Source organism: Pseudofrankia asymbiotica, from assembly GCF_001983105.1.
GTDB lineage: Bacteria > Actinomycetota > Actinomycetes > Frankiales > Frankiaceae > Pseudofrankia > Pseudofrankia asymbiotica.
Map to the genome: position 1 here is coordinate 12,847 of NZ_MOMC01000102.1, position 18,217 is coordinate 31,063.

The window sequence follows — 18,217 nt, forward strand, 5'->3', positions numbered from 1 at the left end:
CTTCAGCAACGTCCGGGCCGGACGGCGCGTCGTAGGAGCGGGCAGATCATGACGGGCGGCGCAGCCTACCTGTCCATGTCATCGCCACAGCCATCGCGCTGAACATCGCGGAACTGCGTTCCCCGCCCGAGACATCGTGGTGGGCATCGTCCGGGACATCGCGGGTGACGTGGGCGTCGGGGCAGACATCAGCGCGCGATGAGGAGGCCCGACCGGACGGGTCTATCCCGTCGCAACGTGCCATCTCGCGATGATCGAAGTTCCGCCGAGTTAGCCTTGTTAGTGAGCTAGCAAGGCTGTCGTGCGGGTGGGAGGCCGAAGTCGTGGTGAATCCGGGGGATGGGCGGGCGCCGTACCTGCAGGTCGCGGAGACGCTGCGGCTGGAGATCGAGTCGGGGCGGCTGGGCGCGGGCGACCAGTTGCCGTCGACGCGGGAGATCTCGGAGCGGTTCGGCGTGACCGGGGCGACGGCGCAGCGTGCCGTGACCGTTCTGAAGGCGGAGGGGCTGGTCGAGAGCGCGACGGGTCGCGGGGTGTTTGTGCGGGCGCCACGTGAGTGGCGGGCGGTCTCGTCGCGCTACCTGCAGGCGCCGGCGGCCGGCGAGCCGGATCCGTGGACCACCCAGGCCGCCGGCGCCGGCCGTGACGGTTCCCAGGAGATCCGGCTCGTCGCCGAGATCGAGGCGCCGGGCGAGGTCGCAGGCTGTCTGGACCTGCCCGACGGTGAGCCGGTGGTCGTTCGACGGCGGGTGCTGTTCCTCGATGGCGACCCGGTCGAGTTGGTCGACACCTACTATCCGGCGTCGCTCGCCCGCGGCACCCGGCTCGCGCAGTCAGGGAAGATCCCGCGCGGCGCGCCCGCTTTCCTCGCCGAGCTGGGCTACCCGGCGCGTCGCGCTTCCGAGATCGTCTACACCCGGATGCCGACGCCGGACGAACGCCGCGACCTGCGACTCGGCCCTGGCATCCCGGTGTTCCGGATCGTGCGGACCGTGCGCTCCGGCGCCGACCGTCCGGTGCAGGTCGACGTCCTTGTCATGGCGGGTGACCGCAACCGGCTGGAGTACGACCTGCCCATCCATCCTTGATAGCAAGGCTAGGTAGGTAGTACGGTTCGCCCGACCTGTCCGGCTCGACTGGCCCCCTACGGGGCCGACGCCGGCGGGGATCCGTCCGCCCGGACTTCGGGAGGAACCGTGGCTCTCACGGTGACTATCGATCTTGCCGACCTCGGCACTACACCCGTCGAGCTGCCTGAACTGCCGCAGCCGACGACCGACACGCTTCTCCTGGCCCATCCACCCTGGCATAGCAGCGACCCCGGACCGGTAGCGGTGGTGTGGCTGGACCGGTCACGGCTCGTACGCCTCGCGTTCGCGTTCGCCGTGGACCGTCCGCAGACGGGACCGATCGTTGTCTGGCCGGCGGGGGTGCCCGTGACGTCGACCGCGCTGGCGTTTGCCGTCGGCGGACTGCTGACGGCGCAGCACCCGGATGCCGAAGTGGCGCGTGTGGTGTGCGCGGCGCGTCCGCCGGCCCGTCGAACCCGACCGACGGTTCAGCACGATGTCCGCGTCGAGATCGACGGGCAGATCGACAGACTGATCATCTAGGAGCTACTCGTCCCGACCTCCGCCCAGGCAGGAAACGAGCTCCCGATCACGCCGGCGGAGGCCGCATGAGCGCGAAGGCTTTCGCACTCCTCCTGCTGATCTCGTCTGACTCGCCGGACTCCATGGCGCCGCAGGAGAACTGGACGGCGGTCGCTGCGGCGCTCACCGTGCGGATGGCGACAATGCGCATCAGTCAGCAGCAGCTCGCCGCCGCGTCCGGGATCTCGGTCGCGACCATACGGGTCCTGCAGCGTGGCATCGGGAATCGTCGCGTCCAGGACTCGACCCTGGTCGCGATCTCGACTGCCCTCGACTGGCCCGCCGAACACCTGCTTGAAGTCCTGCTCGGCCAGCCCGCGCTATCATCGCAGCCCTTCTCGGTCGGCGGCCTCCTAGCGTCGACGTGTGGTCGGTCTGGCGAGATCGTCGCCGTGCTGCTGCGCATCGAACAGCACCTCGAAACGATCGCGCGACATCTCAGCCAGCGCGGGCCGATCACGTAGTTGGCCGGCCAGCCCGGCGGCGGCTCGGAGGGCTTGTCAGATGGTCAGCTGCCCGCCGTGCAGGATCGTGACGTCGCAGGCTTCGTCGTAGTCGGCGGCGGCTGTGGAGTCGGCGGGCCGGTCGCCGAGGGCGTAGCGCTCAGGATCGGCCGCGCCCGGGGTCGCGGGGGCGCCGTAGGGCAGGCCGGCGAGGCGGTGGCGGTAGCGTTCGACCCGGCCGGCCGCCTGATCCCAGGCTTCGGTGTCCGGACCGGTGGGGCGGGTGCCGAGGAGTGCGGTCAGGTAGTGGGCGGGTTCGGTCTTGGCACGGGCTACGGCGTCGACGACCTGGCGGTCGAGCGCCGCGTCGAGCCGCGTAAGCCGCGCCTCCTGCTCGAATCGCGCTGGCGTGGGGGAGTCCGGCATGACGATGGGGACGCCATCCGAAGTGATCGTCACCTGGGCGCTGACGGCCGCGGCGAGCGTTTCGGCGAGGGTTCGCCGCTCGGTGGCGAGACTCCTCGTTGGCCTGGTCGCCAGGTGATTGGTCTCGGCGAGGGCGAACAGGTCGGTGACCTCGTTCCATTCCTCCTGGGCGGTGCGCGGCGCGGGCAGGTCGTAGAGAGCCGGGTCGATGCCCGCCTGCTGGCAGAGGTCGCTGACGCGCCTGTCCAGGACGGCTGCGGCGGCTCGGATCCCGTCGAGGGAGTCGTCGCGGAGCGCGTCGGCTAGCGCGGTGGGTGGATGACCGATGTCGAGGAGGGCGTGTAGCCCGGCGACGGCGCGTTCGCGGGGAACCGACTGGCCAGGGCCGGCGAACCGAGCCCGGATCGCGGCGGGGAGGGCGGCAGCCCAACTACTGGCGAGCCGGGTGGCCTGGGCGCGATGCCGTAGCCAGGGATCGCGTGTCTGGTCGTCGGCATGGCTGCCGGGTGGCGGGCCGGCCAGATGCGCCGGACCGGCGGGCTGGTGGCGAGCGTGGTAGATCGCGAGGCCGGCGACGGCGTCCTCCCAGACGGCCTGGTCCGGGCCGGCCTCCGGGCGGGGGCCGATCCGCGCGAGCAGGCCGGCGGGCGGGTCCGCGAGTGCGGCGCTGCGTAGCGCGGCTACTGCGCCCAGCTCCGCTCGGCGCAGTAGCACCTGGCGCGGAACGTCAGCCGAGCCGGGCGTGGTCGGCAGACTTTCTGGCATCGGCGCGTCCGGCGCGGATCGCGGGTTCGGCGCGGCCCGCGTCGGCGCGAACGGCGCGACTGGCGCGGTCGGCCTGGTGTTGCTCGGCGCGTTGCGCGCGCCGTTCGCGCCGGACGTCGCGCCGATGTCGGTCGGCGCTGGTTCCGGCCGGCCGGAATGATGGCCCGGCGAGGCGCCGAGGCGCAGGGCGGTGAGCTCCGCGAGGGTGCGCTCGCGGGATAGCTGGTGCGCGGCGGCCGCGATCGGGTCACACGCGCCGGCCAGTCGCTCTTGCTCGGACCGGTCGAGTCGGCCCGCAAGCCGGTCGAGCGGCTCGCCGCCCGCGCCAGGCACGGCGGGTAGCCAGGTCTCGTCGTCGTCGCGAGCGTCGAGGTCGTCGCGACGCAGCACGTACGCCGCGAGGTCGCGGCGGGCGCGCGAGAGCATGACGTAGAGGCCGGCGCGGCTGGTGTCGTCGGGGACGATGGCGCGGGCGGTGTCCATCGTGGCGCCCTGGGCCTTCGCGGCGGTGAGTGCGTAGGCGTGGGCGAGGCCCCCGTCGCGGCCATCGGCGAACTGGTGCGTCAGGTACTCCCATGGGACCTGGACCGTGCCTTTGCTCGGGAAGTACACCGTGACCGACTGCGCTGCCGGGTGATCCGGATCGAGGTGGACGGCGGTGACGGTCCCGGTCGTCCCTGTCCGGATGTACGCCGACCCGGGTCGGCCCTCGGGCACCAGGGTGTGGCCGGTCTGGGTGAGAGTCACGACCTCGTCGCCGACCTGGAAGTCCCGCCCCGTCGCGGTGAGCACCGGCCCGGTGAGTGTGCCGTCGGCGGCGAGCAGCGCCCGGGCCGCCCGGTTGAGCATCTCGACGTCCCGGTGCCGCTCGGCCATCATCCGCGCCGCCGCTCCGGCTGCCCGGCCGCGTCGTCGCGCCGCCGTCGCGCTGGCGTCATGCGTCGGCGCGGCTCCGCCAGAGTTCGCGCCGCCGACCGCGCCGTTTCTGACACCGGTCGGCGAATCCGCGCCGTTCGCGCCGACGGCCGCGCCACGGTCGGCACGGTCACGCTGGCAGCGTTCGGCGTACCAGTCGGCGACCGCCTGCGCGAGCAGCGCGTCCGGATCCTCGGCGAGACGGATCTTGCCATCAGCAGCGAGCCGCTCAAGAGCGGCGCGGGTACCTACCCCGGTGTCGGCGCGTAGCGCGCCGAGCGCGGCTCGCACCGCGGTGAGTTCCGCGCCGGCCTGCCGGCGCACGGTGGTCAGCGTCGGCACGTCGGCGCTCTGGGCCACGAGGTGCGCGAACCAGCCGCCGGCAGCGACCGAACCGAGCTGCGCCGGATCTCCGAGCAGGATCACGACCGTCCCCGTCCGGGCGGCGAAGTGGAGCAGCCGTTCGGCGTCGCGGGTCCCGACCTGGGTTGCCTCATCGACGATCAGCACCGAACCAGGCGGCCAGACCGTGGCCGGGTCATCGACCCGGCCGAGCTTCTCCAGCCAACTCGTCACGACCCGGGCGGGGATCCCGATCCGGTCGGCCAGCTCCTCGGCCTGCCGTCCGCCGTGGGCGGTCGCGAAGACCCGCCGCCCCGCGGCCTGCACGATGTTGGTCAACAGCCGCATCGCCTCCGTCTTCCCTGTCCCCGCCGCACCGACCGCCAGGCGCACCAAGTCCTCACCGACCAATAACCGGCGCACTAGCTCCACCTGCTCACCCGACAGGAGCGCCTCGGCGCCGACGGGGGCTGCCGCGCCCGCGGAGCCTGGAGCTGCGGCGCGGCCGGGCGCGCCGTCCACGCCGACTCGGCGCCCAACCGTGCCGCTTGTGGAGGCCGTGCTGACCGCTGCAAGGTGAGCGGTGAGCTGCCGTCGATCGACGAGCCTGCGCGGGGCCGCGCCGAGCGCGACCTGGCCGGCGCGGACGAGCCCGACGAGCCGCTCCTCCGCGGCGAGCAGCCCTTCAACCGTGTAGAGCCGCTCGGTTTCCTGGCGACGACGCTGCCCAGACGCGGCATCGACAAGCACGGCGACCCGCGGATCAGCGAGAAGCCGGTCCGTCAGCCGCTCCACCGCCGCCGCATCCAACCGATCCCCGCCCCACTCGGCGACCCGGCGCACCACATCGCGGCGCACGAACGTCGTCGCCTTCTCGGTCATCCCCGCCCGCCCGGCGAGCAGATCGAAAAGCCCCGCTACGTCGGCGTCGCCGACCGGCTCTGGGCGGGCAATCCCAGGCGCTGCCAGCGCACGGACCTCCTCGACGCTCCACCCCGCAGCCGTCAGCTTCTCGACCTGGAGCGTGCGGACCGCGGCGTCCGCGATCACCTGCTTCGGCGCCCGTGACTCCCGCTGCGCTACCGACTTCGTCGCTCCCGACGGCTCCAACCCGCCGGCCACGAGCTGCGCGAACTCCTCCTCGACCTCCCGGTGCCGCGTCGAGAACGCCGCCAACAGATCGACCGGAAACTCGGCCAGCTCCGCCACCCCGTTACGCACCGGCCCCCACTGGAGGCCGCGCCGCGTTGACAGCTCGTGGCGAAGCACCGCGGCGCCGACAAACCCGGCCGTCCGAACGTTCGCGAGGAACACCTCACCGTCGACCGCCCGCCAGTCCCAACCCGACACCGCCCGACTGGTGCCAGCACCTGGCCGCTCGCCGTCGGACCCGGCCGGATCGGAGGGAACAGCCACCGCGTTGATCACAATGTTGTGGACATGCAGATGTGCCTCGACCGCCCGCGACACGTCGTGCAGGTACGACGCCACCGCCAGGCCGAACGCCCGCCGGTTCCGCTCACCAACCATGCCGAACGCGGCATGGCGCTCCAGGTAGCCGATCGTCGCGTCGACCGCCGCGTTCAACGCCGCGGCCACATCTGCACGCAATGCCTCGTCGCCGAACGCCCACAGCAGCGAGACGGATTTCGGCGCGGCGCAGACCACGTCGTACCCGAGCACCGTCGCCGGCGGCACCCGCGCTGCGCACCACCGCTCCAGCACGTCCCGCCGCACCCGCCAACGCCCGTCCGCGCCGCGCACGCCCGGCAGCTGACCGACGCTTGGCGACCTTGCTCCGCTGTCGGCTTCCTTGGGACACTCGCTCGCTCGCGGGTCGAGGTCGTCCGCGGGTCGCTCGTGATCAGCCCCGGACGGCGTTTCCCCGGTAGCAGTGGCCCCGGCGCGGCCTGCTTGGTCGGGAGCCGTGCCGGCCTCGGAGCTACGGCTGACGAGCGAACGCAGGTGGCTCACACTCACGCCGGCTTCCGCCGCGGCCTCGACCAACGTCAGCAGATCATCGCCGTTGCCGGATCCGGCGCTGCTTTCTCTGCCCGGAGAATCCGACAACACTTCGGACCCGCCGTCGACGAGATCCGCACGCCTGGCTCGCGCGGCCGGATCAGGCCCGGTCAGCAACGGCCGATTCGTCACGGCATGCCTGCCCTGCAGGAGCCGGCCGAGCGCCTCACCGGACACCTCGCCCCGCAGGCCCACCAACTCCGCCAAGCGTCCCCGAGCCCGGCCCAGCGCCTGATCCGGGCTGTAGTAGCCCGCCAGCCGCGCCTCAGCCGCCTGGCCGCCCTGTACATAGGCGACGACAGCCCCAGCCGCCCTGCCGAGATCCCCGGGAACCCGGATCCGCTTTCGCAGAACTCGGGGCGTCGCAATCACCKCGGGTCCCGAACCGCATCGGAGCGACGGCACGAATGGTGCRGGCAGGCGTCGAGGAGAAGGCGGCAAGACACAGAACGCTCCGAACGCCGACGGACACCGGCCCGACCCAGCAGGGAACGGGCAACGATCACCGTCAGCTTGGAAACGCCGAACATCGCGCCTGACACCGCCAAGGCCCTCCCGCCGGCCGCGGCAAGCACCCGGGTTCTGCACGGGCCACCGAGCTTGTGACCGTCGCAGGCACGTTGCGCGGGAACATCCCGGAAGCACGGCGTCGCTCATCAGAAACGCCGCGGCGAGTTCGGCATGCATCGCTACAGGAAGGACTGCCTAGCTGACCCGCGCCCTTGCCGGTGGCACGCCCGGGCGTCCTGGTCAGCTCGTCACATCGACGGCCCGACGCCGGAAGCCGAACCGACGTACTGTTCCCTGGCAACCGCCCACCCCGCTACCAGGGCACAGATGGAACCGGTGGCTACGCCACCGGTTCCCAGGAGCACTCCCGCCGCCGGCCGAGGCAGGGCGCGCTGGGACCTGGTCCGTGCCTGAGCCGTGTGTGCCTACAAGGCGCCCGCATGGTTCCGAGGGGGAGCGTGAAGCGGTCCCCGCATCAGAGGGTGACGATGCCGGTGGGGATGCCGTCGTAGCGGCGGGGGTCGGTGGTGACGAGGAAGGAGCCGGTGCCGACGGCGCGGTCGGCGGCGTGCAGGGCTGGCCAGGGCAGCCGGGGTTTCAGGTCGCGCAGCGCGTCGAGGCGGTTGGTGCGGGCGAGTGGGCCGATCGCGATGCTGCCTTCGGGGGCGTGGGCGATCAGTTCGGCGATGTGGGTGCCGATCGCCGAGCGGGCGGTGTTGGCCTCGGCGAGGCAGAGCGCGGGCAGGTCCAGTGTGGGGCCGCCGTCGATGGCGCCGCTGATCAGGCGGGAGAGCTCGCGGCGGTGGTGTTCGCTGCTGGCGGCGCCGAGGCCGGCGGTGAGCGCGAGGTCGTCGAGGACGTAGCCGGTCATGATCCGGCGCGGTACGCCGTGAGCGCGTCGAGCGCGGCGTGGCCGAGCGTCAGGGCGGGGTCCCGGTCGTCGCCGGGGGCGCGCAGGTCGGCCGCAACCTGTTCGAGCCGGGTGGCGATCGGCAGTGGTGTCGGGTAGCTGCCGACCGCCTCGCGGATCCAGGCGAGCGCGGCGGCGTGGGCGCCCAGCACGTCGACCGACCGGTCGGCAGCCGCGTCTGACGGGCCGAACAGGGCCCTGACTAGCGCGTGCGCTTTGGCACGCTCCTCTTCCGGCGCCACGAGCGCAATCGTAGCCACAGCCGCTCCCTCTCCCCGACGCAACCAGACGACAACTCGACGATCGGCCCGCCACCGAGAACGTGACGGAGCCATCCGTGATGGGTCATACAGTACCAGGTTGATCGCGGACGGCTGACGTAGCGGGTGCCGTACTTCCAGGAGAGGGGCCCTGCCGCCGACCGGGCTGAGCAGCCCGGTCGGCGGACGCTCAGCGAAGGCCGAGCTGAGTCTCCAGCAACTCGCTGTTGAGCGCGACCGTGTCGCCTTCGGTGCGAAGGATCTCGTAACCGTCGATGTTGAGGATGCGCTGTGCGGCGACGATCTGGCCGGCGACCCGGGGCTGCGGCACGTTGAGCTCACGGGCGAGCACCGCCTGCATGGCCGTGCCGCCCCGGTCGTGGAGTACCCGCAGCAGCACCTCCAGCCGGTCCGCGGGCAGGCCGCCACGTCGGGTCCCCGCAAGCCTGGCCTGCAAGGTCTCCGACGTGAGCACCCGCTCGACCCATGGACGCGGAACAAGCACGGACTCGTCGAACAGGCCGCCGTCTGCACGCTCGGCCGGTCTATGTTCCGCGCTGGCCACGACCGGCCCGGTGGCGTCCAGGTCGAGCGGCAACGCGGCGTCCGACCCGGCAGCGGCCTTGGCATCCGTGCCGCGCCGGGGCCGCTTCTTCACCGTGGTGCCAGTGGAGTCGACGGCCTTACCCGTCGTGGGCAGGACGGGTTCGATCCACCAGCGGGGTTCGGGGTGGTACCGCGGAGCCCAGCCGGCCAGGTCCAGCTCCGTCCTGGCGAGCAGCGCGAGCGGGATCACGACCTCCTGCGGGCTGGCCCCGCCGTGGTAGCCGTTCTTCTTGTCCGTGTAGCGCAGCCGCTCGTTCCACGCGGCGACGACTCGGCCCCCGCCCAGGAGCACCCGAGAGCCCGTGAGCACGACCTCGTCGTCGCCGGCCGACGTGCCGCCAGCGAGGCGCCAACGCGCGCCGCCCGAACCGTCTGCCGCAAGCCGGGAGCCGCGCTCGTGAACGTGCCCGTGGTCGCTGACCAGAAGAATCGCTCTCCCGGCCTCATCCGCGGCCCGGAGCAGACCGGGCAGCTTGTCGACCGAGGCCGCGGTCCAGGGAGCGCGCCCACCCTTGTCGAGGGCGTCGTCGACGGTGTTCACGACGATGCCGACGACCGGCGCCGTGCCTGCGAGAGCCGCCCGCACAACGGCGGAGATCGCCTCGCCGGCGCCGGCCGTGCCGAGGTCCCCCTTGTGGAACATCGGCCAGCCCCGGGCGCTGAACGCGGCCCTCTCCGTGGCCTGGGTGCCGTCGGTCAGCTTGCCGCACAGCAGGCTGGTGCGCGACACCCGCGTCACCGACGGGAACGCCGAGAGCACCGGCCGCGCAGGTGTGAGACTGTGTTCGACCCAGCCGTCGTGGGCGAGGTCCAGGAGCAGTTCGCGGGCCACGCCGGTCGACATTCCGTCGATAACCAGCATGAGCAGACGCTGYGCCGCCGCGAGCGGGAGGACAACCTGGCCGACGACGTCCTCGACGCCCAGCACCTCGCCGGTGGTGCTTCCGGTGCTCACGTAGTCGACGAGCAGATCGGCGAATCGATGTTCCTGAGTGTCGCGGCGCGCGTCGACGGCCCGGCACAGCACCCGGTTGGCCTCGACAACCGCCTTGTCGCCGTCGTCGTCCCAGATCCGGGCCCTGGCGATGTCCACCCAGGCGTCCAGGTCCTGCTGGCGCCGGGCCGCATCCGCGACGCTGGCGGCGGCGGGCCGGGCGGCGCCGGCCTCGTCGGCCAGCCAGCGGAGAAGGCGAACGGCCATCTCGGCACGGTCCACCGCTGGCGCGAGTGTCCCCGGTGCGGTATGCGCCTTCAGCCGGGTCAGCTCTGTCTCGATCTCGCTGAGATCGGCGGGGCGTAGCTGCCGCTTGCGTAGCAGCGCGCTCTGCGTGGCGGCGAAGCGTCGGAGCCGCTGGGCGAGGCCCGATTCGAGGACGGCGCTGGGGTAGGAAAACTCGCCGGCCCCCTGCTCGGCGAGAAGCTGCTCGGCCCGCCGCCGCACGGCGAGGGYGACGGTCCGGTCCGGGAGGGCCAGCATGCGCTGGATCAGGCCTTCGGCGGCGGTGCCCCAGTCACGGGCTGCGGCCACGTCGAGTGCGCTGTCGACGGCCCGGGTCTCCAGCATCGTCCGCGGCACCGACGCAGCCGGGGCGACGTCGTCATGGCTGAACGCCGCGAGCACCAGCCCGACGGCTACGGTGTCGGCGCCGTACGGCCCCTCGATGCACCGCAGGACGGCTTCGATGGCCGCGCCGCGCCTGGAGGACCGGCTGATCAGCCAGCGGCTCAGCCCCTGGCGGGTCGCTGGCGCGAGCGCGCGCCACTGCAGGAGATGCGCGCCGTCCAGGCTCCACCGCAGCAGGCCGGTGAGGTCGAGATCTAGCGGGGTGAGCCCGGCCTCGATCTCCGCCAGCGTCGCGAGCGCGCTCTCCCGGTCCAGGTAGCCGCCGGGCGMGGGCCGCTGGAGCCCGGAGGCGGCCGCGGCCAGCAACGCCTCGACCGCCCAGTCCTCCTTGACGAGCAGCGGGTCGATCTCGCGCGCGTGGAACTCGGCCTTGAGCTGCTGCCACCRGTCGAGCGGCACCACCCTCTGCCGGGCCAGGCGGGCGGTGATGCTGTGCCCCAGTGTGCCGGTCTCCTGCGCGGTGAGCACGACGAGAACCTGCCCCTCCTGCAACGCGGCGGCCCGCTGCAGCTCGTCGCGGATCGCGAGCGTCGACACACACGGCCGCACGAGGGCGCGCCTGCCATTGGGAAGCGCCAACTCGGCGTCGTACGGCCAGACAGGCTCGGCGGCCAGCGCGACCGCCCGGGCGTGCTCGTCCTGCTTGAGGACCTCGGCGACCTTCGCCGCGACGAGTTCGGGACCTACGACAGCGGTCATTCGAGGACCTGCCAGGTCAGGCTGATCCGTCGGCCGCCGGCCGCGAGTTCGACGAGGTCGGCGGTGAGCTTGGCGAGCGAGGCCTGGTCCACGATCCGGGTGCCCTGCGCAGGCAGGGCCGTGGCGACCAGAACAGTGCCACCGCCGCCATCGGTCACCACCGGATGGATCTTTTCCTCCCCGCCGCCGGGATCCGCGGGGGGGTTGTAGGTCAGCTTGTTCGAGGCCGTGAACAGCTCACGGGCACGCTTGTCCGCCTGGTCGACGGCGGGGCTCAGCGGATGAACGAACTCGTTCGCGCCCCAGACGGTCGCCAGGTCCGTGACCAGCGCGCGAGCCTGGTCGCCCAGCGAGTGCTCCGGCCCCCAGGTCGTGACGATCTCAAAGTAGGCCCACTGCGTCGCGCCGATAGACCGCAGGATCCGGGGCGCGTTGTCCAACCCGCGCCGGAGGTGCGCCTCGTTGGCCGGCAATGTGTACGTGGCCAGCTCGTCGATGAGCAGCAGGTTGTCGCCGATCCGGGTGAGGGTCTCGCAGAGCCGCAGGGTGTCCGTCGCGATTCGGACTCTTTCGGTGCTGGCCGGCTCGGTGGCGGCAGGCAGCACGACCCGTCCCTGGGCGAGCAGCGCCTCACGCAGTTCGCGAAGCCGCGTCCCCTGGGCGTCGGCCGCCTGGCGGATCTGGGTCGCCAGCATCGCGACATTGCGGGCGGTCCGCATCTCGCTGACACCGCTGATGCCGAAGATGGCCAATGCCCGGCTGCGTGCCTCCGTCCAGGCCTCCTCGCTGGGCAGCGGCTCGGCGACGACCCGTGCATCGGCGGGCAGTCGGTGCAGGTTGGTCAGGTCGACCGGCTCGTGCTGGTGGACGAGCGCGCGGTTGGTCTGCTCGACGAACACCTGGACGACGAGATCCGCGTGCTCGGGCAGGAGCCCCATCGGCTTGGGGTCGTCGAGCCAGTTTCGAAGGTGGCCAACGGTGACCGGCTTGCCCGCGGCCTCCTCCTCGACGGTCCGGCGGCCGAGATGATCTGCCCAGTGGTGGCCGAGCACGAAGTACTGGGAACCCTGCTCGCCGAGCAGCAACGGGTTGGCGATCTTCGCCATCGAGGACCGGTCGGCGCTCTCGACCATGATCCGATGCTCGGGGTGCTCGATCGCCCGGCGGACCTGCGCGTGCACCTTGGCCAGTTCGCTCGCGCGCACTTCGGAGGGGAACCGCGGATGCGCGGGGAACTCCCAGCTCAACGCCTGGTCGAGCAGGCCTTCGATGCCCTCGCGCACGGTGACGCCCCCAGGGCGGCGGGGCTCGAACGCCGGTTCCAGGCTGAAGAACATCTCGACGCCGCCGTGGGCGGTGTCGACGACCGCCTCCTCCGCGGTAAGCAGACCAAAGGCCTGCAGGAGCGCGGTCGACAACTGGGCCCGCAACTCGTCGCGGTGGGCGACCAGTTGCTGGTGCGCGATTGCCCGGTCGTTGTCCGACAGGTCCAGGGCAAGCTGGTCAAAGCTCGGCCCGGAGGCGTAGCCGAGCTTCAGGTAGCGGCCGAGGGTGCGCTGGGTGGCCGCCGTCAGCCGRCTGGGGACCCAGCAGATCGTCTTTGACTGGCGCTGCTCCCGCAGCCGGCGAAGCCGGTCCAAGGAGTCCACCGCCAGCCGGTTCCCCGGGTCGAAGGGGATGTCGAACGCCACGCGCCAGTTGTCCGTCGCCATGAGCGTGCCGTCGCCGATGTCACCCGGGTCGGAGAGGTATCCGTAGATCACGTCGATGCTCCGGCGCGTCCCGCGCCAGAGGACAGTCAACGGACTGGCACCATCGAGCTTCGCCGCCTTGGTGTCAAGGCCCTCGAACAGCAGCCCGCGCGCCTTCACCCGCCGCTCGCCCGGCGAGTCGGCGCCCTTGGCGCGTTCGAGGATGCCCTCGATGCTCACGCCCTCAAGGCGCACCGACAGCAGCGGGCTCACCTCGTCACCGGTGAGCTGCGCCGGCGCGCCGCTCGTCACCCAGCGGCGGACCGCCTGGGTGACGACGGCCGCCTCCTGTCCGGGCACCATCGACCGGATGTGGCCGTGGTTCAGCGCGCCGATCCGGCGAGCGGTGAGGTCGCGCATCGAGGGGACCTTCGGCAGCAGCGCGGCGAGCACCAGGGTCTTGGCGACCCGATCCTCCATGTGCACCGCGTGCCGGGCGGGGAGAGCCGGAACCTGCTCCTCGGTGACCTGGTGGCCTTCCAGGATCACCCGCCGAAGCTCCTCGTAGACCTTCTGCGCGTTACGCCAGGCCAGCGCCAGCTCGCCGGTGATCGGCGAGTCCTGCGCGACGAGCGCGTCGTAGAGATCGGAGACGGGCACGAGCTGGCCGAGCTCCAGGGTCGCCCGCTGGTCGACAAGCAACTGCTGGATGACGCGCAGCGCCGTCCGCTCCCGCTGGAGATATCCGGAGAGCGCGACCAGGGTCTCGACGAAGGCCGGACTGAACGGATACGTCCGCCGGAACGCGTCCCGGTCAGCGTCCTTGGTCATCAGCGCGGCCCGGATGTCCGCGCGGACCTGGTCCGTCGCGGCGAACGAGGCGTTGATCGTGACCACGGCGCCGGGGACATCCGGCCGTGGCCKCAGGACGCGCTTCTGGATGATGACCGGGAGGTTGTTGTCGGAGAGCTTGATCGAACCGAACCGCCCCTCCCACCACTTCAGGCTGTCGTGGAAAGCGAGGTGCTCGGTGCCGGGCAGACTCGTGCCGACCAGGTCACGCAGGTCCCGCTGCCGGGCGACAAAGCTGACGATCGGGATCGGCCGGTTCGGGTTCGACGACTCGACGAGCTTCGCCACCTTGGGCGCCTCGGACGCCACCCACTTGTGATCGGCCATCTTCGTGGCGAACCAGAGGATCAACTCGTCCAGGAAGAGGACCAGCCCGTCGTAGCCGAGCGAGTGGGCGTGCTGGCTGATCGCGGCCAGGCCGTCGTCGATGTTGATGTAGCTGGTCGTGGCGTTGCGGGCCAGGTCCGCGAAGCCGGGGAGCGCCTTGCCAACCGCGGCCACCAGCTGCGCCCGAGCCGGAGCCTCCGGGGAGGCGTTGACGGCCTCGTCGAAGCGGGCCGCGTCCCAGGCGTTCGCGTTCAGCGAGCCCCAGCGAGAGCCGCCGCCCTGGGTGCCGCCACCGAGCATGCGGAAGAACTCCGCGTCACCCAGCCTCGCCCGAAGGGAGACCGCCGTGTCGATCAGCGGGGCGTCGACCAGGACAGGCGGCAGCGGCGCCTCCGGGTGCAGCGCGCGGACGCGAGCCAGGTAGCCGCTGAGGACCGCCTCCTCGACCGTCGTCTTGCCGACCAGGTGGTAGGGGACGATCAGGAACTTCCGCCCGATCACCTCACCGTCGTACTTGGCGATGACCTCGGCGAGATCCTCCTTGCCACGCGCGGCCGGATGGTTCTGGAGCAGCGCGCCGAGCACCGCCATGAAGTGGCTCTTACCGGAACCGAACGAGCCGTCGAGGTAGGCGGCCTTGCTGCTCCGCGAGCGCAGCGCGCTGCTGATCAGCGCGAGCGCCTCGCCGAAGCGCGCCTTCAACTCGTCTGTGACGACGTAGTCAGTCAGCGTGCGCTCGATCTGGCTGACGCCCTGAGTCAGGTCGAGGACGTAGTCGCCAGCGAGCACGATGTCGGGGACCTCGATGACATCGGAGACGAGGGTCATCTCAGGCAGTCTCCTCCTCAACCCTTCCGGGCCCGTCGATAACGGGGGTCGTCACTCGCCGTCGRCCTCGCTCGCCACCGGCGCCGACGCACGCCGGCCGCGGCCCTTCTTCGCCGCCGRGCGCCAGGCGGCCAGGTCGTCCCGGGCCAGGCCCAGCGCGAGGAGCTGGCCGTCGAGGAAGCCCCCGTACGCGTCACCTGGCTTCTGGCCGAACGCCTCGTCGACGTCCGGATGCCACTGCCGGATCCACGGCAGCAGCTCGGCGACGCCGGCCAGCAGCGGTGTGAGTCGCTCGGCGCCCCAGGCATCCTCGATCCGCCGGTCGGCGATATAGGTCGCGAGCACCTGCGCCTGCTGGAGATGATCCCAGCCCGCCCAGCCGAGCAGCATCGTGCCGTCCCGCGAGGCCTCCGGGTAGGAGACGAACCGCTCCTTCGGGACGTCCAGCGTGCCGCGGTTCCGATAGTACGAGTACTCCCGGAAATCACCCTGCTTGTACTTGGGCGGCTTCTTGATGTCATACGTCCTCGCGGGCGCGTCCGGCGACCGTTCGTCGGCGTCCTTGCGCCGCTGAAGGTCCCAAGTGTGCTCCCACTGGGCGCGGATCCGCAGGCCGGTGTCGGTATAGCGGTGGGCGGCGAGGAACGGGACGTGCTCGGTCTTCAGCAGGCCGTCTACCACGTCGACCAGCGGGGTGTCCCGGGCGTACAACTCGGCGACCGAGGTGAACTCCGGGTCGAGGAGCAACTCGTCCGCGAGCTGAGCGACGGTGCGCGGCGTCGGGTCCGGCCGGAACCAGCGCTTGCGGTCCTCCAACCGGTCGAGCAGCCAGCCCCGCAGCGCGGCGGCCTCCATTTCGTCCCACGTGTCCGTTACCCAGCGCCGCTTGTTCTCAGGCCGCTCCAACAAGCCGAGGTATGTGTCATCGGCGGTCTTCTGGAGCCTTCGCTCGACGAGCGCGCGATAGTCCGCGGACCAGTGCGGGGGCGCGGCGATGATCGCTGTCGAGTTGTGACGAGTGAACCAGACCGTCTCCTCGGATCCGTCATCCACCCGGCGAGCCAGCGCGATCTCGAAGGCCCGCTCGCCAAGCGCCAGCGGTGGCTTCGCGACGTCGGCCCCGGTCAACGACTCGGCGCCCTCCCCCAGGAGGCCGTAGAGCCCGTAGACCTCCCAGTCCAGCTCCTCCTGAGTAGAGATCATCTCAGCTCTGATCTGATCCCAGTCGGCGTGTGCCTTGTCGAGCAMAGTCCTTGCTGGCACACCCTCGTCGACCACCGTCGACGGGAGCGAACGATGGAGTTCTTGCGCGAGTGCGTCGAGGCGGGTCGCAAGGGCCAGCGGAGCGCCATCCGGCAGGGGGAAATCTTTCAGCCTGGTCGCGTTGAATTCGTAAAAGCGCTCCCATTCGTCATGCATGAAGCCGCCGGTGCCGGACTGGCTGCCTTTATCGTGGCTAACCTCCTTGAGCCAGAAGCACGCCGTCGACGAGTTCAGTACACCGAGTAGACGTAGGTGGTCGTCGTCGGAAGCGTTCTCTGGAAACTTAATTATCGGTGCCGACCGGTTGAAGACCTYTCCCCCCCGGTCGAAGACGAYGTTGTTGTGCGTCGCGAAGAACCCCAGGGCGACGGACCGTGGTATCCGGTAGTGCCGGGCGAAGAACATCGAGTACTCGAACCAGGTGAGGTCGCGCCCGAGTTGGCTCTTCCCGAATGCGACCCGTTCGGACAACTGCCGCTTGAAAGGCCAGAGAAACCTCTCGACCGCTGGGCTCGACTCCCCTCGGAGTGACCGCTCGCCATAAGGCCACAGCGCAACGATGGCATCGCGGATGCCCCAATCGCGGATCTGCTCGCTGTCGACGAGTACCTTCTGGTAACGCGCATCGACGCCGGCACGTGTGAGTGTTCCGGCGCCGACTGAATACACGTCGTCCTCCCTGGTGACCGCGCCGGTAGCGACCCGGGCCAGATCCTTGATGCGCTGGTTTGAACTTGCCTCAATCTCGATTCGAAGATCGACCGCTCCGCCACCGGTCAGCGACCAGGGGTGTTGTGCGAGGACAGCTCTCGAGAGGGTAACGAGATCGACATACTGGTTACGCTTGCCTGTGAGTTGAAGTACCGACTGGATTGCGGTCCAGACGAGCCCCTTGGCGGGATCCGCCGGAATGCGCGGCTCACCTTTCTTCCCCAGTACGACCTGGAGCTCCGATGATCTGGGCGGGCGGTTGCGCCCGAAGATGATGACGGTCGGCGTCCCGTGGCCGGGGATGTGTGCGCCGCTTGTATCGACRACGAGAGTAAGGTCGACCTCTGGGAGGAAATTCTCGATCAGCAGTTTTCCGAAAACACGCTTCATGAACGAGTTCGCCGTGATCTGCCCGGTGAAACCGCCCTCAATGCCGAGGTCGAAGATCCGCTGCGCGAAGGGAACGGAGAGCGCATACGAGCGGTAGCACGCGTCCCACCTACGATACTTCTGGTTGAGTTTCGGGTCCTTCACGGTGACATACGGCGGGTTGGCGACGACCGCGTGATACCGGGCGCCCAGAATCTCCAATAGCTCCCGGGCATCCTCGTATTCGTAAGTAAACTCGCCCTCGCCGTGGGTGCCGACCAGCACGTCCGCGGTTGGGATGAGTTCATCCTGCCTGCCGTGCTTGTTCCCGACACCCCACAGAAGTGCGTCACCAATGGCGATGCGGAGGCGCCAGGCAGGCGCGTCGACGAGTCGGGTAATGCTGCAGGCCTTCAAAGCGGCAATTAGCAGCCGGAAGCGTGCGATCGCGGCGGYGAACGGGTTGATGTCGACACCATGTACCTGGGTGAGTACCCGCTCGACATGCGCCTTGACGTTGGTGGTCTTCTCTTGATCATGCCAATTATTGAGGAGCATCTCGAACGCACCAAGCAGGAAGTGCCCGGAGCCGCACGCTGGATCGATCATCGTGGGCGTCGCTTGACCGTCGTCAGCGACCCGGAGCCMGAACTCGTTGATGGCCGATTGCAGGTAGCTGTTCAGCTCGGTTGAGCGGCTGTCTTCCGGATCTTGTGTGGTGATCGGTCTCCTGGTTGTCGGGCGGCGGGGCAAGATCGGCTAGGTTGCGGGGGTGGAGTTTGCGGGCCGGCCGAGCTATGAGGAGCTTGAGCGTCTGGTCGCGGAGCAGGTGGCTGTCATCGCCGGGCAGGCCGCGCTGATCGAACGGCAGGCGGCGCTGATCGAGGGGCTGACCGCGCGGGCCGAGGAGTTGGCGGCGCGGGTCGCGGAGCTCGAACGCCGGCTCGGGACGGACAGTTCGACGTCGTCGCGTCCGCCGTCGTCGGACAGCCCGTTCACGAA

Annotated in this window: 10 protein-coding genes; 4 read left to right on the top strand and 6 right to left on the bottom strand. The window is 70.6% G+C overall.

Going from position 1 to position 18,217, the window contains the following annotated elements; genetic code table 11:
* Positions 1-323: 323 nt before the first annotated feature.
* The 3 genes from BL253_RS35785 to BL253_RS35795 all read left to right on the top strand — a co-directional run bounded on the left by BL253_RS35785 (position 324) and on the right by BL253_RS35795 (position 2,116).
* On the top strand, positions 324-1,088 hold the full coding sequence (locus BL253_RS35785) for a GntR family transcriptional regulator (protein WP_076822242.1): 765 nt from the start codon (positions 324-326) through the stop codon (positions 1,086-1,088).
* 108 nt (positions 1,089-1,196) lie between these two features.
* Complete coding sequence (locus BL253_RS35790; protein ID WP_076822244.1) at positions 1,197-1,613, top strand: hypothetical protein; 417 nt, start codon at positions 1,197-1,199, stop codon at positions 1,611-1,613.
* Positions 1,614-1,678: 65 nt separating this feature from the next.
* Positions 1,679-2,116: a helix-turn-helix domain-containing protein gene (locus BL253_RS35795; RefSeq protein WP_241835438.1), complete on the top strand. Its 438-nt coding sequence runs from the start codon at positions 1,679-1,681 to the stop codon at positions 2,114-2,116.
* 36 nt (positions 2,117-2,152) lie between these two features.
* Here the strand turns inward: BL253_RS35795 and mobF are convergent, their stop codons facing one another.
* The 6 genes from mobF to pglX all read right to left on the bottom strand — a co-directional run bounded on the left by mobF (position 2,153) and on the right by pglX (position 17,968).
* Complete coding sequence (gene mobF, locus BL253_RS35800) at positions 2,153-6,970, bottom strand: MobF family relaxase (protein WP_338013771.1); 4,818 nt, start codon at positions 6,968-6,970, stop codon at positions 2,153-2,155.
* A 580-nt stretch (positions 6,971-7,550) separates the two neighbouring features.
* Complete coding sequence (locus BL253_RS35805; RefSeq protein ID WP_076822248.1) at positions 7,551-7,946, bottom strand: hypothetical protein; 396 nt, start codon at positions 7,944-7,946, stop codon at positions 7,551-7,553.
* Complete coding sequence (locus BL253_RS35810) at positions 7,943-8,245, bottom strand: hypothetical protein (RefSeq protein ID WP_241835439.1); 303 nt, start codon at positions 8,243-8,245, stop codon at positions 7,943-7,945. The genes BL253_RS35805 and BL253_RS35810 overlap by 4 nt, the downstream gene beginning before the upstream one ends.
* A 190-nt stretch (positions 8,246-8,435) precedes the next feature.
* On the bottom strand, positions 8,436-11,174 hold the full coding sequence (gene pglZ / locus BL253_RS35815; RefSeq protein WP_076822252.1) for a BREX-2 system phosphatase PglZ: 2,739 nt from the start codon (positions 11,172-11,174) through the stop codon (positions 8,436-8,438).
* Positions 11,171-14,872, bottom strand: coding sequence for a BREX-2 system ATPase PglY family protein (locus BL253_RS35820; protein ID WP_076822254.1), 3,702 nt, complete (start codon positions 14,870-14,872; stop codon positions 11,171-11,173). The genes pglZ and BL253_RS35820 overlap by 4 nt, the downstream gene beginning before the upstream one ends.
* Before the next feature lie 51 nt (positions 14,873-14,923).
* A complete protein-coding gene (gene pglX / locus BL253_RS35825; protein ID WP_158230488.1) occupies positions 14,924-17,968 on the bottom strand; it encodes a BREX-2 system adenine-specific DNA-methyltransferase PglX in 3,045 nt (1,014 codons plus the stop codon).
* Positions 17,969-17,987: 19 nt separating this feature from the next.
* Between pglX and BL253_RS45215 the strand changes: the two genes are divergently transcribed.
* Positions 17,988-18,217: DUF6444 domain-containing protein (locus BL253_RS45215; protein ID WP_338013772.1), on the top strand; the 230-nt coding region annotated here is incomplete at its 3' end.